Annotated in this window: 15 protein-coding genes; 6 read left to right on the forward strand and 9 right to left on the reverse strand. The window is 61.2% G+C overall.

The annotated features are described in order from the left end of the window. Positions 1-292: 292 nt before the first annotated feature. The 7 genes from asd to GTP46_RS20830 all read right to left on the reverse strand — a co-directional run bounded on the left by asd (position 293) and on the right by GTP46_RS20830 (position 7,681). Positions 293-1,420 (reverse strand): aspartate-semialdehyde dehydrogenase, encoded by a 1,128-nt coding sequence (asd, locus tag GTP46_RS20800; RefSeq protein WP_154364865.1) that lies wholly within the window; start codon positions 1,418-1,420, stop codon positions 293-295. 26 nt (positions 1,421-1,446) lie between these two features. Next, on the reverse strand, positions 1,447-2,517 hold the full coding sequence (gene leuB, locus GTP46_RS20805) for a 3-isopropylmalate dehydrogenase (RefSeq protein ID WP_161008538.1): 1,071 nt from the start codon (positions 2,515-2,517) through the stop codon (positions 1,447-1,449). Between the two features lie 11 nt (positions 2,518-2,528). Then, complete coding sequence (leuD, locus tag GTP46_RS20810) at positions 2,529-3,176, reverse strand: 3-isopropylmalate dehydratase small subunit (RefSeq protein ID WP_161008539.1); 648 nt, start codon at positions 3,174-3,176, stop codon at positions 2,529-2,531. Positions 3,177-3,226: 50 nt separating this feature from the next. Then, the gene (locus GTP46_RS20815) at positions 3,227-3,349 is read right to left on the reverse strand and encodes an entericidin A/B family lipoprotein (protein WP_161008540.1); all 123 of its coding nucleotides are present in this window, start codon (positions 3,347-3,349) and stop codon (positions 3,227-3,229) included. 30 nt (positions 3,350-3,379) lie between these two features. Next, entirely contained in the window at positions 3,380-4,783 is a 1,404-nt protein-coding gene (gene leuC / locus GTP46_RS20820; RefSeq protein ID WP_161008701.1) for a 3-isopropylmalate dehydratase large subunit, read from the reverse strand. Between the two features lie 184 nt (positions 4,784-4,967). Continuing rightward, positions 4,968-6,854, reverse strand: coding sequence for a chemotaxis protein CheA (locus tag GTP46_RS20825; RefSeq protein ID WP_161008541.1), 1,887 nt, complete (start codon positions 6,852-6,854; stop codon positions 4,968-4,970). After that, entirely contained in the window at positions 6,854-7,681 is an 828-nt protein-coding gene (locus GTP46_RS20830) for a protein phosphatase CheZ (protein WP_161008542.1), read from the reverse strand. Before GTP46_RS20830 ends, GTP46_RS20825 begins: the two co-directional genes overlap by 1 nt. Positions 7,682-7,960: 279 nt before the next feature. Between GTP46_RS20830 and GTP46_RS20835 the strand changes: the two genes are divergently transcribed. The 6 genes from GTP46_RS20835 (at position 7,961) to GTP46_RS20860 (ending at position 12,288) form a co-directional block, all read left to right on the forward strand. After that, positions 7,961-8,428: a universal stress protein gene (locus GTP46_RS20835; protein WP_161008543.1), complete on the forward strand. Its 468-nt coding sequence runs from the start codon at positions 7,961-7,963 to the stop codon at positions 8,426-8,428. Positions 8,429-8,516: 88 nt separating this feature from the next. Further along, positions 8,517-9,161, forward strand: a complete 645-nt coding sequence (locus GTP46_RS20840; protein WP_161008544.1) for a response regulator — start codon at positions 8,517-8,519, stop codon at positions 9,159-9,161. 205 nt (positions 9,162-9,366) lie between these two features. Next, positions 9,367-10,158, forward strand: coding sequence for a Crp/Fnr family transcriptional regulator (locus tag GTP46_RS20845; protein ID WP_161008702.1), 792 nt, complete (start codon positions 9,367-9,369; stop codon positions 10,156-10,158). A 169-nt stretch (positions 10,159-10,327) separates the two neighbouring features. Further along, positions 10,328-10,528 (forward strand): hemin uptake protein HemP, encoded by a 201-nt coding sequence (gene hemP, locus GTP46_RS20850; RefSeq protein ID WP_202414381.1) that lies wholly within the window; start codon positions 10,328-10,330, stop codon positions 10,526-10,528. A 117-nt stretch (positions 10,529-10,645) separates the two neighbouring features. Beyond that, the gene (locus GTP46_RS20855) at positions 10,646-10,978 is read left to right on the forward strand and encodes a hypothetical protein (protein WP_161008545.1); all 333 of its coding nucleotides are present in this window, start codon (positions 10,646-10,648) and stop codon (positions 10,976-10,978) included. A 17-nt stretch (positions 10,979-10,995) separates the two neighbouring features. Then, positions 10,996-12,288, forward strand: a complete 1,293-nt coding sequence (locus GTP46_RS20860) for a DUF2325 domain-containing protein (protein ID WP_161008546.1) — start codon at positions 10,996-10,998, stop codon at positions 12,286-12,288. Between the two features lie 65 nt (positions 12,289-12,353). Here the strand turns inward: GTP46_RS20860 and GTP46_RS20865 are convergent, their stop codons facing one another. Then, positions 12,354-13,721, reverse strand: a complete 1,368-nt coding sequence (locus GTP46_RS20865) for a sulfite reductase subunit alpha (protein ID WP_161008547.1) — start codon at positions 13,719-13,721, stop codon at positions 12,354-12,356. After that, complete coding sequence (locus tag GTP46_RS20870; protein WP_161008548.1) at positions 13,718-14,728, reverse strand: FAD:protein FMN transferase; 1,011 nt, start codon at positions 14,726-14,728, stop codon at positions 13,718-13,720. Before GTP46_RS20870 ends, GTP46_RS20865 begins: the two co-directional genes overlap by 4 nt. Positions 14,729-14,730 lie beyond the last annotated feature (2 nt).

Here is a 14,730-nt window from a genome sequence, read left to right on the forward strand (position 1 = left end):
CAAAACAGCGCTGGCAACGGCGCTGGTGAGTGACTTCAACGCGAACGAAACAAAGGGGCGATTGTGTACTGGCATAGTGGGGCGTTTTTGAGTTGTCAGAGGGAAAATGTTACTTTCCCGGATATACCAACATAACATCATGCTTGGGAGCATGCAAGCTTTGCACCACTGTAAACCAACAAAAGGGCTTCCCCCTATGAAAACACATAGGGAAAAGCCCTTCTCTTATAACGATGCTCCCCACAAGCTGCAGCATGGTGCGGCGTGCGCGGCTGTAGGGCCAGTGCGGGTTTTACTGATCCAGCACGATGCGCAGCATGCGGCGCAGCGGTTCGGCCGCGCCCCACAGCAGCTGGTCGCCGACGGTGAAGGCCGACAGGTACTCAGGGCCCATGCTCATCTTGCGCAGGCGGCCGACCGGGATAGTCAGGCTGCCGGTCACGGCAGCTGGCGACAGGTCTTTGACCGACGCTTCGCGGGTGTTAGGCACCACTTTCGCCCACTGATTGGCCGAGGCGATGATGTCGGTGATTTCGTCCAGCGGCACATCCTTGTTCAGCTTGATGGTCAGTGCTTGCGAGTGGCAGCGCATGGCGCCGATACGCACGCACAGGCCGTCCACTGGAATCGCTTTCGAACCGAAGTCCGCGCCCAGGCCCAGGATCTTGTTGGTCTCGGCGCCGGCTTTCCACTCTTCTTTCGACTGGCCGTTGCCCAGGTCCTTGTCGATCCAAGGGATCAGGTTGCCGGCCAGCGGTGCGCCGAACTGCTTGATCTCTTCCGGCGACAGGCCGTGCTGGGTAGCCAGCACTTGACGGTCGATTTCCAGGATGGCCGACGCAGGATCGTCCAGCAGCGGCTTGACGGCGCCGTTGATGGTGCCGAACTGGGTCAGCAGTTCACGCATGTGCTGTGCGCCGCCGCCCGATGCCGCTTGATACGTCATCGAAGTCATCCAGTCGACCAGGCCGTGCTGGAACAAACCGCCCAGACCGATCAGCATGCACGACACGGTGCAGTTACCGCCGATGAAGTTCTTCACGCCCTTGCCCAGCGCGTCTTTAATGACGTGCATGTTCACTGGATCCAGCACGATGACCGCGTCTTTTTCCATGCGCAGGGTCGATGCAGCATCGATCCAGTAGCCGTTCCAGCCGGCGGCGCGCAGTTTCGGGAACACTTCGGTGGTGTAGTCGCCGCCCTGGCACGAGATGATGATCTCGCACTTTTTCAGTTCGTCGATGTCGGTGGCGCTTTTCAGCTTGGTTTCGTTCTTGGCCATTGCCGGGGCGTTACCGCCCGGGTTCGACGTGGTGAAGAACACTGGTTCGATATGAGCGAAATCGCCCTCTTCCTGCATGCGTTGCATCAGGACCGAACCTACCATACCGCGCCAACCTACCAGACCTACGAGTTTCATTTTGCTCTTCCTTGTCTTTAAATTTTTTATGCCAGTGCTTTGACGACTGCGTTGCCCATCTCTTCGGTGCCCACTTTGGTGGTGCCCTCTTCGTAGATGTCGGCAGTACGCAGGCCTTGTGCCAGCACTTTCTTGACGGCGCTCTCGATGCGGTCCGCTTGTTCAACTTTGTTCAGCGAGTAGCGCAGCATCATGGCGGCCGACAAAATCGTCGCTAATGGATTCGCAATGCCTTTGCCGGCGATGTCTGGTGCCGAACCGTGCGATGGCTCGTACAGGCCTTTGTTGTTGGCGTCCAGCGAAGCCGATGGCAGCATGCCGATCGAACCGGTCAGCATGGCGGCGGCGTCGGACAGGATGTCGCCGAACATATTGCCGGTGACGATGACGTCAAACTTCTTCGGCGCGCGTACCAGCTGCATGGCGGCGTTGTCGACGTACATGTGGTCCAGCGCGACGTCCGGATATTCCTTGTGCACGTCGGTGACGATGTCTTTCCAGAACTGGAAGGTTTCCAGCACGTTGGCCTTGTCGACCGAGGTCAGGCGCTTGTCGCGCTTTTGCGCAGCCTGGAACGCCACGTGGGCGATGCGGCGGATTTCGCCTTCCGCATAGCGCATGGTGTCGAAGCCTTCGCGCTGGCCCTTGAACGGGCCGTCCGGGCACTCGCGCACGCCGCGCGGCTGGCCGAAGTAAATGTCGCCGGTCAGTTCGCGCACGATCAGGATATCCAGGCCCGACACCACTTCCGGCTTCAGCGTCGAAGCGCCGGCCAGTTCTGGGTACAGGATGGCCGGACGCAGGTTGCCGAACAGGCCCAGGTTCTTGCGCAGGCCGAGGATCGCTTGCTCAGGACGCAGCGGGCGGTCCAGCGTGTCGTACTTCCAGTCGCCGACGGCGCCGAACAGCACCGCGTCTGCATCCTTGGCCAGCTTCAGCGTGGCTTCCGGCAGCGGGTGGCCGCTGGCTTCGTAGCCGGCGCCGCCAACCGGCGCGGTTTCCATTTCAAATTGTTCGCCCAGCGCGTTCAGTACCTTGACTGCCTGCGTGACGATTTCCGGGCCGATGCCATCGCCCGGGAGGATTGCGATTTTCATGTTTTCGTTCTTTAGATGACGTTAGCCAACCAGGGTTGGTTTGCCAGATGGCGCTCTTCGAATCCACGGATAGTGTCGGCGTGACGCAGGGTCAGACCGATATCGTCGAGCCCGTTCATCAGGCAGTATTTGCGGAAGGCGTCGATCTCGAATGGGTAGGAGATGCTGCCGTTGCTGGTGGAAATGCGCTGCTGCTCAAGATCGACCACCAGTTTGTATCCGGGGAAGGCCTTGACTTCGTTGAACAGATGATCGATCTGCGCTTCAGTTAATACGATCGGCAGCAAGCCGCTCTTGAAACAGTTATTGAAGAAGATGTCGGCAAACGACGGCGCGACGACGGCGCGGAAGCCGTACTGGTCCAGCGCCCACGGCGCGTGCTCGCGCGAGGAACCGCAGCCGAAGTTTTTGCGGGTCAGCAGGATCGAGGCGCCTTGGTAGCGCGCTTCGTTCAGCACGAACTCCGGATTCAGCGGACGCTTGCTATTGTCCATACCCGGTTCGCCGTGGTCGAGATAGCGCCACTCGTCGAACAGGTTAGGACCAAAGCCGGTGCGGTGGATGGACTTCAGGAATTGCTTCGGGATGATAGCGTCGGTGTCGACGTTGGCGCGATCCAGCGGCGCCACCAAACCTTCATAAATCGTAAATTTTTCCATGATGCTTCACAAATGTGCCGCGCGGCGAGGCCGCGCAGCCGGGTCGGGTATCAATGGCCCGCGGCGCCCTGCACCGCCTGGCCGGCTTTCTGTACATCTTTGCCCATGCCGGCAATGGTGTTGCAGCCGGTCAGCGTGATAGCGAAAATAGTCAGAGCGATCAGTTTTTTCATGGTGGTTCTCGATGTGTAGAAGAGTAGAAATCAGTGCAGTGCGCGCACGTCAACGAAATGGCCGGCGATACCGGCTGCCGCTGCCATCGCGGGAGACACCAGATGGGTGCGTCCGCCTTGGCCTTGGCGTCCTTCAAAATTACGGTTGGAAGTCGATGCGCAGCGCTCGCCCGGTTCCAGGCGGTCGGCGTTCATCGCCAGGCACATCGAGCAGCCCGGTTCGCGCCATTCGAAACCGGCGGCCTTGAAGATCTCGTCCAGGCCTTCGCGTTCCGCTTGTTCTTTCACCAGGCCCGAACCCGGCACCACCAGCGCCAGCTTGACGTTGGACGCGCGCTGCTTGCCGCGCACCACCGCTGCCGCCGCGCGCAAGTCTTCAATGCGCGAGTTGGTGCAGGAGCCGATGAACACCTTGTCGATGCGGATATCTTCGATGGCGGTGTTCGGCTTCAGGTCCATATAGACCAGCGCCTTTTCGATCGCGCTGCGCTTGACGCTGTCTTTTTCATGGTCTGGATCGGGCACGCGGCCATCGACCGGCAGCACCATCTCAGGCGACGTACCCCAGGTGACTTGCGGCTTGATTTCAGCGGCGTTCAGGGTCACGACCAGGTCGAACTTGGCGCCCGCATCGGTATGCAGGGTGCGCCAGTAGTTCACGGCCAGATCCCAGTGCGGACCAGCCGGCGAGAACGGCCGGCCTTTGACGTAATTGATGGTGGTGTCGTCAACGCCGATGATGCCGGCGCGCGCGCCCGCCTCAATCGCCATATTACAGACGGTCATGCGGCCTTCCATCGACAGCGCGCGAATGGTGGAACCGCCGAACTCGATACAGTAGCCGTTGCCGCCAGCGGTGCCGATCTTGCCAATAATCGCCAGCACGATGTCCTTGGAGGTGACGCCGGCCGGCAGCGCGCCGTCCACTTGCACCAGCATGGCTTTGGATTTTTTCTGCAGCAGGGTCTGGGTCGCCAGCACGTGCTCTACTTCCGAGGTGCCGATGCCGTGCGCCAGCGCGCCGAACGCGCCGTGGGTGGACGTATGCGAGTCGCCGCAGACTACGGTCATGCCCGGCAGGGTCGCGCCCTGCTCAGGGCCGATCACGTGGACGATCCCCTGGCGCTTGTCGTTCATGTTGAAGTAAGTCAGGCCGTAGGACTTGGCGTTCTTGTCCAGCGTCTCAACCTGCAGGCGCGAAATCGGGTCTGCAATGCCTTCCGCGCGCGAGGTAGTCGGCACATTGTGATCGGCCACAGCCAGGTTGGCCGACAGGCGCCATGGCTGGCGATTGGCGGCGCGCAGGCCGTCGAATGCCTGCGGGCTGGTCACTTCGTGGACGAGGTGGCGGTCGATGTACAGGATGGTGGTGCCGTCGTCTTCCGTGCGGACCACGTGGGATTCCCAGAGTTTGTCGTAAAGCGTCTTCATGATGTCATTTGCATACTGCTACGATTATCCAACTTGATTATGCCATATTGTGCAATGCAATAGCAGCCACCGCGGTCCAGCCTCTTGAGCCCGACGCCTTCTGCATACCGATCGACTTGGTATGACCCCTAAATAAAAAAAGCCTGCGTGTGGACGCAGGCTTTTGGTCTTCTGGCTCAGTCCTTGACTAAGCCGCCATGCGTACACTACCTCGACAACCGTCCATTAGGAACGATAGGCCTACCACTAGTACCAGCTCGCCCTCTGCAGAACGAGCCGTGCCAGTAATGCCCTCGACGGTAATCGCGGTCATCGGTTTAATAACGAGGTCGGCAGTGCCATCCACTGCTTCCACGGCCAGAATGTACGGCTGTGGTGCCGAGACAACAATACCCACCTTCTCGCGGCAGCTCTCGTAGCCGAGCGAATCGGCCAGCGAGCGTACCGGCAGCGGACGGCCCTGGTCCTTGAGGACCGGTGCGCCACCCACTTCCATGAACACTTCCGGCAGCTCGACCACGCGCTGCACTACGGCCATCGGCAGCGCCAGTGCGGCGCCCGAGGTCGAAACCAGCATGGTCGGCACGATCGACAGCTCAATCGGCAGGCGGATGGAGAACTTGGTGCCTTTGCCCAGCTCGGACTCGATCTGGATCGCACCGCGGTTTTTCTCCACGGCGGTCTTCACCACGTCCATGCCGACGCCGCGGCCAGACACGCTCGATGCCACTTCCTTGGTCGAGAAACCCGGTAAGAATACCAGTTGCAGGCAATCGTCGGTGGAAAGCTGTGCGGATTCGGAGATCAGGCCCTTCTGCAGCGCCTTGGCGCGCAGCTTGACCGGATCCATGCCCTTGCCGTCATCTTGCAGCACGATCATGACGCTATTGGCTTCCTGCCATGCCTTGAGTTGAATGAAGGACTTGATCGGCTTACCTGCGATGGCGCGCTCTTCCGGCGTTTCGACGCCGTGGTCCAGCGAGTTACGCAGCATGTGCACCAGCGGATCGTACAGCGAATCCACCACCACGCGGTCGACTTCGGTCTCCGCACCTTCGATGTTCAGATCGACTTCTTTGCCCAGGTCCTTGGCCAGTTCGCGCACCAGTCGTGGGAATTTCTGGAACAGGCGGCCGACTGGCTGCATGCGGGTCGCCAGGGTGGCGCGCTGCAGTTCGGTCGAGTAGCGCGAGGCGCGTTCCAGCGTTTCAGCCAGGGTCGACATCAGCGTCTGCGCCTGGCCTTCGAACTTGAACTGCATCAGGCGTTCCAGCAGCACGGCTGCCTGGTTGGCGGCCTGTACCGATTCGCCGGCCACTTCCAGCAGCGCATCCAGCTTGACGGCGTCGATACGGATCGACTCTTCCTTGGCGGGGGCAGCGTGACGCTCCTCCTTCTTCTCGCCGGCTTCGCGGCGTGGCGCGGCCTTGACTTCGGCGGCCACGGCGGCGATTTCTGCCGAGCTTGGTGCGGTTGGCGCAGGGGCAGCAGCCGCAGCGACTGGCGCAGGTGCTGGCGCGGCGGCCGAGCGGGTATAAGAACCAGCTGGCATGACGGCTTCGTACATGCCTTCCCAGTCCAGGCCATCGGCAGATGGCGCGGCGGCGGGTGCAGCAGCAACCGGGACTGCAACAGGCGCCGGTGCAGGCGCAGCGGCTGCCGCCGCAGGCTTGCCAGCGCCCGAGGAGGACTTGCCGGCAATGGCGTCGTTCAGCAGTGATTCAAGGTCGCTCGGCAGGGCCGGCAGACTGCTCGGCTCGGCACCGTCATTCAGCTCAGCCAACTGGTCGGCCACAAAGCCCGATGCCTGCAGGGCCGCTTCGATCGACAGCGGGGTGACTGGCGCGGCGCCGGTGCGCAGCGCATCAAACAAATTTTCCGTCAGGTGGCACGCCGTCACCATCGCCGGCAGGCCCATAAAACCAGCACCGCCCTTGATGGTATGGAAGGAACGGAACACCGCATTCAGCGTTTCTTTATTCTCCGGGTCACGTTCGAGGCGCAGCAGGTGCTCCTCCACGTTGACCGCCAGATCCATCGCCTCAACGACGAAATCCTTCAGCATATCGTCCATTAGAACCCCAGATCGGCAAGAAGGTCGTCAACATTATCCTGATTCAGGGCCACGGCCGGAGCCGATGGGCCGGACATCAGGGACACTTCTTTCTGTGCGATTTTTTCGCGGACGCCGGCCGGTGCGTTATCTTTCAGCAGCTGGGCCAGTTCCTGTTCCACCGTCTTGGTAATGGTGACCACTTTCTTGATCAGCTGGCCGGTGATGTCCTGGAAGTCCTGGGCCATCATGATGTCCAGCAGACGCGCTTTCTCGGCTTCGGTCGCGGCCGATACCGCAATGGCGAATTTCTGCGAGTCGCCGGCCAGTTGCTTGAACTGTTCCAGACTCAGCTTGCCGGCGAACAGGTCCGCCCAGCGGCCTTCCATGTCTTTCGACTGTTTCGACAGCACGTCCTGCTCCGGCATGCCTTCGTCCAAGGTATTGAGCACCTTGTTGGCAGCTTGTTCGGTCAGGGTAGCAACGTATTCCAGACGGTCCTGGGCATCGTTGATCTGGGTGGCCGCTTCGGTCAGGGCCTTGTCGTAGCCCAGTTCGCGCAGCGAGTCGTGCAGCAGGCGCACGATGCCGCCCAGGCGTTCAAACATCACATTACCGCCCTCGCCGTCGCCTTCGGCGCCTGCGGCCGGCGCGGCAGCAGACGCGGCGGCGGGCTCGGCCGCTGCGACCGCATCGGGCGGTCGGGCGGCGGCAACTTCTTCAAACAGACTTTCCAGATCATCTTCCGCAGCCGGCGCCGGTGCAGGTGCTGGAGCGGGCGCTGCGGATTTGCTCTGAGCAGACACTTCTTCAAATAATGCGTCGAAATCGTCAGCGGCGTTAGTCATAATCCCTGCTTCTCCATATTTGGTAAATTTGCTGCCCTAAACTAGCTGTATTTGGTGATACTAACATTGGATAGAACAACGGAGTATGCCGCGTGACACAAAAGTAGTGCTTTAGTGCAAAAAAAACCTGTAAAAAGCATAAAAGCCCACACCGTGCTGTACTGCATAAAGTGCGATAAAGCGCTTTTCTTTGATAAATATCAAGTCTTTCCATAGTATCAATAATGTAAATCGCGACTACAATGAAGCTGTGAGCTGATTCAGAAAGGGAGGTCCATCATGTACCGCAAAATCCTGATCACCACCGACGGCTCGGCCGTCTCCAGCAAGACCGCCTGCGCCGGCGTGCAGTTCGCCGAGCAACTGGGCGCCGAGGTGTTGGTGCTGTTCGTGGCGCCCGAGTACCAGTATCCGATTTACGTGGAAATCATCCCGCCCAGCTATCCCAGCGAAGACGAATACCGCGCCGCCATGCAGCGCGCCGGCCAGGAGCATACACAGGACGTGGTGGCATCCTGCGCCCGGCGCAACATCCGCTGCGAAGCCATCACCGCGTTCCACGAAAGCGCCGCCCTCAAAATCGTCGAAGTGGCGCAACACAGCGGCTGCGACCTGATTTTCATTGGTTCGCACGGGCGCAGCGGTTGGGGCCAGTTGCTACTGGGCAGTGTAACCAACAAGGTGTTGCATAACTCCAAGATTCCGGTACTGGTACACCGGCTGATCAAGGAGCCCGGTAGCAAATAACAAGCGTGCGGCAGATTTTTATAGTAAGATCACAAGGTTAATTCAAACGCAACACATTTTACTATTAATCACTTTTTTATCTGCCCTCATGATTCGTATTGTCATTGCGGATGACCACACCATCATGCGTGAAGGCCTCAAACGCATACTCGACGGTGCGCCGGACATCGACATCGTAGGCGAAGCCATTGACGGCTTCGAGGTGCTGGGTCACGTGCGCCAGGGCGGCTTCGACCTGCTGCTGCTGGACTTGTCCATGCCCGGCCGCAGCGGGGTCGACCTGATCCGTCAGATCAAGGCCGAAGCGCCCAAGCTGACCATCCTCATCCTCACCATGCACGAGGAGGAACAGTACGCGGTGCGCGCCATCCGCGCCGGCGCCCAGGGCTATCTGACCAAGGAAAGCGCCGGTACCCAGCTGGTAGGGGCGATCCGCAAGGTCGCGTCCGGCCGGCCGTATATTTCCACCGAAGTGGCCGAGCAGCTGGCGCTCAACATCATGATGCCGCACGAATCGCTGCTGCACAAACAGCTGTCGGACCGCGAGTTCGAAGTGTTCTCCTTGTTGGTGGCAGGTCGTTCGATCACCGAAATCGCCAACAGCCTGCACCTGAGCGTGAAAACCGTCAGTACCCACAAGACCCGCATCATGCAAAAGATGGGCATGAGCTCGCTGTCGGAAATGGTCCAGTACGCGGTGGCGCACCGCCTGTTGTCCCCCTTCAAGACCTGACAAGCGAGCTCATTCGTAGGACTAGTCCTACATTCATTGCTGCGACTCCTACGACCACATTCAGCCGTTGCTGATATCTATCGCTCTCCTGTGTTGGCATACTGAAACCATACCGCACAGCACCTAGACCACAGGAGAGACCACCATGCTGTCTACGCAAACGTCTGAAATTCGCCCGGCCACGACGACGCTGCAATCGTCGTCGATGGAAGCCGGCCGCCAGCGTCAGGGGCGGCTCTGGTCGAACCTCAAGGAGGTCTGCGATCTGCTGCATATTCCCGCAGCCAACTCCCTCGCGAACGAAGAATTATTGTTCCAGCACGTGCAATTCAAAACCGGCCAGCGCATCCACACCATCGGCCAGCCGTTCGACACCTTGTACATCGTCAATTCCGGCTTCCTCAAAACCGTGCTCATCGACGAATACGGCAATGAGCAAGTGCTGAGCTTCCCCATGAAGGGCGACATGCTGGGCGTGGACGGCATCCACACCCGCCACTACTCGTCGGAAGCGGTGGCGCTGTCGGACTGCGATCTGATCCTGCTGCCGTTCAAGAAACTGACCATGCTGGGCCGCATCCATCCGGAACTGGAAAACATGATGTACGGCGTGATGAGCCGCGAACTGGTGCGCGAGCAAGCCATGATCGGCATGCTGGGAGCGCTGAGCGCGGAAGCGCGGGTGGCGCGCTTCCTGGTGGCGCTGGCCGAGCGCTTCGCGCAAATGGGGTATTCGAGCAAGCTGTTCAACCTGCGCATGACGCGCCACGAAATCGGCAGCTACCTCGGCCTGACGCTGGAAACCGTCAGCCGCACGCTATCGGCCTTCAACGAAATCGGCATGATCAGCGTCGACCAGCGCACCATCGGCATCAAGGATCCTGAAGCGCTGAAAACTTTGCGCCGCCTTCCTCCCTCACGCACGCGCGGCCGGCCGGCCTCGCGCAGCAAAGGCGGCAGTACCGTAGCGTCCGGCCAGTTGCTGGCGGCGTTGTAGCACCTTGTAGCTTTTCAGTACGACCTCCCGTTTTACCCAGCCTTGGGCCCGGTCTCGCACCGGGCCGTTTTTTTAATGAATTTATAACTGAAAAAGGCTTGCATTCCGTCGGCTCTTCCACAATAATGAATGCAAATACGAATCATTCTTATTTAAGGAGAGCCAGACGATGATTACCACTACCCCTGCCATGCCACCCGCCATCGCTGCCCACCCAGTTGCCACCGCTGCCGTGCAAGCGGTCAAGCCGGTCAAGCGCATCAGCAGCGCCAGCCTGATGGAAGGCGGCCGCGAACTCGAGATCGAACACAGCGGCCGAGTCTACCGCCTGCGCATCACCCAGCTGAACAAATTGATTCTTACTGCTTAATTGTAACGCTCATTTGCAGGATTAACTGTGCGTTAAAGGGCGCCGCTGCGCCCACTCTCCCCTCGAGTAGCCAGCCATACCGCCAGCCACACTCTCTTTCCAAACCAGGAGCGTCTGATGGCCATCGAACATAGCAACCCGATTTTCCTCGCCCCATCGCATGGCGGCCACAATCCCGAACTGATGCTGTCCGCCGTGCTGCATCTGATGTCACACTACACGGCCGGCAGCGAGTCGGCCGGCGGTTGCGTCAAGCTGGCCTCGGTGATCGAGCGCCACCTGAAAGCGCTAGCCGGCCTGCCAGAGCTGTCGCCGGTGCTGAGTGCGACCTGCCAGCAGTTGTCGGAGCAGTGGGCGCACGAAGTCGAGCGCAATATCCACGAACAGGAAAAGACCAACTTCCTCAGCCGCATCATGGCACGCGCGCGCACTGCGCCGTCGGTGGCCTGAACGGGGAGCGTTTCGACATGTGCGAGAAACACGATCCACTGGCGGCCATCATTGCCGCCGCCATGCCGCAAGTGGCCGGTCCGCTGGCCGCGCCGCGTCCGGTTGAACAGACCGCCAAGCAGCAAGTCATCAAGCCCATCATTAACAACGTCATGAACGTACTGGCGAAAGAGCCGGAAGCGCAGGCCTCGCGCCGCCGCCGGCTGTGGGAGCTGGGCCATGCCTGCCACTGCCCGCTGGTGGGCGTTGGCTTTCCGCTCGGCGTGCTGCGCAAGCTGGTTGATAAAGTCACCAATGGCAAAGTCGTCGCTGACGATTATGAAGTGCATGTTGGCGCGGTTACCGAGTGCAGCACGCGCAACCGTCTGTCGGAAGCGCTGCAAAAAGAACTGGAACGCCGCTACGCCGCCGTGCTACTGCGCTTCCGCAACGCCAAGACCACCGCGCAGGTAGCCGAACTGTGGCGCACCGCGGTGGCGAATGGCGACGTGGCCGGTGCATTCTGGGCCGGCCTTACCCATCCGCGCTGCACTTCCGAACTGGAAGAACAGATGTGCCGCGACCTGCACATGGTGCAGCACCAGGCCGGCGCTTGCGTACGTGCCGACATCACCAAGTTCAACGCCACGCTGGACGACAACAAACGTCTGACGCATGACCTGAGCAAAGCGCAGCAACGCGCTACCGCGCTGATGACCGAGAAAAGCACCGACGCCGAAAAACACGCGGCACAGCTGATGCAGCTGCGAGCATTGGTAGTCGGCAAGGACAGCATGATCGACTCGCTGAAGATTGAACTGGAGCAGTTGCGCGAGTCGATCCCGGGCCTGGAGTCGCGCGCCAAGCTGGCCGAGCGCCTGATGCAGATGGAAGAACGCGAACGCACCATGCGCAACCAGATTAACGAGCTGAAGCTGGAACTGGCACGCACGGCCGAAACGCCTGCGCCCGTGCGTGAAGAAGCACGCCAGGTGGTTGAGCATGTGATGAAAATGCCGCTGCGCCTGAACGATCGCGCTGTGCTGTGCGTAGGCGGCCGCAACGGCAACGTCGCCAGCTACCGCGAACTGATCGAGCGCGAAGGCGCACAATTCGCGCACCACGATGGCGGGCTGGAAGACAACGCCAATCGCCTGGAAGCCAGCCTGGCAGCAGCGGATTTAGTAATTTGCCAGACCGGCTGCATCAGCCACAGCGCCTACTGGCGCGTGAAAGACTACTGCAAGCGCACCGGCAAGCGTTGCGTGTTCATCGACAATCCAAGCATCTCCAGCCTCGCCCGAGGCCTGGAACAAGCCGGCGCAGATTAAACCCGGGGTCAGTTCTGCCAATCGGACACGGGCTCATGTACCAATGGCAGAACTGACCCCGGGTTTTAATACACGTCGCGGCGGTAGCGGCCGGTGGCGGCGAGGTCATCAAGGACTTCACGGTCCAAGGCTGCTGCCAGCGCCGTATCCACACCGGCCGCCATTCCGTCCAGACTGCCGCAAATGTAAATGGCTGCGCCTTGCGCTACCCATGCACGCACGGCATCGGCCTGCTCGGCCAAGCGATCCTGCACGTAGCGTCGCTCCGCTTGGTCGCGTGAAAACACCATGTCCAGTTTTTCCAGCATGCCGTCACGCTGCCAGCCATCGAGCTCGGCGCGGTAGTGGTAATCGTAGGCGGCGTTGCGCTCGCCGAACAGCAACCAGTTGCGGCCCTGCCCTGCCAGCGCGCGCGCTTTCAAATGGCCACGCAAGCCGGCGATGCCGCTACCGTTGCCGATCAAGATCAGCGGGCGCTCATCATTGCCATCCAACCGGAAGCGCTTGTGCTGGCGCAGGCGCAGCTGCACGCTGGCACCCAGCGCCGCCTGCTGCGTCAGCCATCCCGACGCCACGCCGTGGCTACCATCGCCATGCGTATGCAAACGCACCAGCAGGTGCACGCGGCCATCGGCCGGAATCGACGCAATCGAGTACTCACGCGCGCGCGACGGATCGGACGGCGCGGCCACCTGCACCAGATCGCCCGACTGCCACGACGGCAGCACGCCGTTCGCCGGCTCCAGTTCGAGGTGATAAATCGGCTCGCCCGCGCTGCCCGCATTCAGCTGCACGCGCTCGCTCAAGCGCCACTCGTCGAATGCAGGCGCGCTCCAGTCCGGCGCATCGCTGGTGCCGGCCAGATGGCTCAGTTGCTGGCGCCATTGCGCTATCGACGCTTCCGAGCTGCGGTTCACTTCCACGCGCGGGAACAAGCTCTGCGCGCCTTGCGCCTGCAGCCACTGGTCGAGCGCACGGCCGAATCCGCAGAACTGCGCGTAAGCACTGTCGCCCAGCGCCAGCACCGCGTAATGCAGTTGCGGCAGCGGCAGCGAGGTGGTCATCAAACGCCCCGCAAAGGCAGCGGCCGCGTCGGGCGCATCACCCTCGCCATAGGTGCTGACCAGGAACAGCACGCGCTCGGCGCGCTGCAAATCTTCCGCAGAAAAATCGGAAAGCTCAGACAACTGCGCCGGAATCCCGGCCAGCTTCAGAGTCGCAGCGGTCTGCTGCGCCAGCTCTTCGGCATTGCCGGTCTGGCTGGCGTAGGCCACGATCCAGCCGGCGTCGGCTGCCGCCGCTTCCGCCTTGGCGCGCGCAGCGGCCAGGCGCTTGCGGCGCGTGCGCAGGTAGGGCGCAAGGCACACCAGCGCGTAAGCCGCGCCCATGCCTGCCACCAGCATCAATCGGGTGGGATCGTTGGTCCAGATCATTCGTCTAGCATGCTGCGTAAATGGGAACTCAGGTGTTCGGTAAAACTGCCGTCCGGCTGGCGCACCACGAAGCGCGCAGCCAGGCCTTGCAGCTCGGCCAGGTGCAAGCCATCGCGGCTGCCCAGCACGGTCAGCGCGGTCGACCACGCATCAGCCGCCATGCACTGCGCGTGCACCACGGTCACGGAGGCAAGGTCGTTCGCAATTGGCATGCCGCTGCGCGGGTCGATGGTGTGCGAATAGCGCTGACCATTCAGTTCGAAATAACGGCGATAGTCGCCCGAGGTGGCGACCGCCAGGCTATGCAACGCCAGCACCAGTTCGTCCATCTCGGCGCCGGTGACCTGTTCCAGCATCACCCACCACGGCTGCCCGTCCGGCTTGACGCCAGCACCGCGCAGCTCACCACCCACCTCGACCAGATGATGCGCAAAGCCCTGCGTTTTCAGATAGTAGGACAACCGGTCCACGCTATAGCCTTTGGCCACGGCGGACAGGTCGAGTTGCACGCCGCCCGGCTGACAAGCGCGGCGACCGTCACGCTGCAATTGCAGCGGCCGCGCCGCCAGCTGCGCGCGGGCGACAGTAATTTCATCTTGCGACGGCGCGACAAAATCAGGCTGGTCGAAACGCCCGTACGGCCCAAAGCCCCAAAGGTTGACCAGCGCACCGGCACAAGGATCGTAAGCGCCACCGGATTGACGCGCCACGCCCACCGCGTACGACAGCACATCGAAGAAGGCCGGCGGCAGCACTTGCCAGCTATCCGCCGGCGCGCGGTTGAAGCGGCCGAGGTCAGACTCGGCTTCCCAGTGGCTCATCTCGGCCACGATGGTATCGAGCTGCAGTTGCAGCCCGTCTTGAAGATGATCGCAAACGGCATCCGCAGCGGCCACCAGCCGCACCGACCAGCTGGTGCCCATGCTGCGGCCAGCGTAGTCGCGGATCACGCCGCCTGCTGGCGCCGGGTCGTCGGAAACAACATGAGGCAGAAGAATCCGGCGCATTG

The organism is Duganella flavida, assembly GCF_009857445.1.
GTDB classification, from domain to species: domain Bacteria; phylum Pseudomonadota; class Gammaproteobacteria; order Burkholderiales; family Burkholderiaceae_D; genus Rugamonas; species Rugamonas flavida.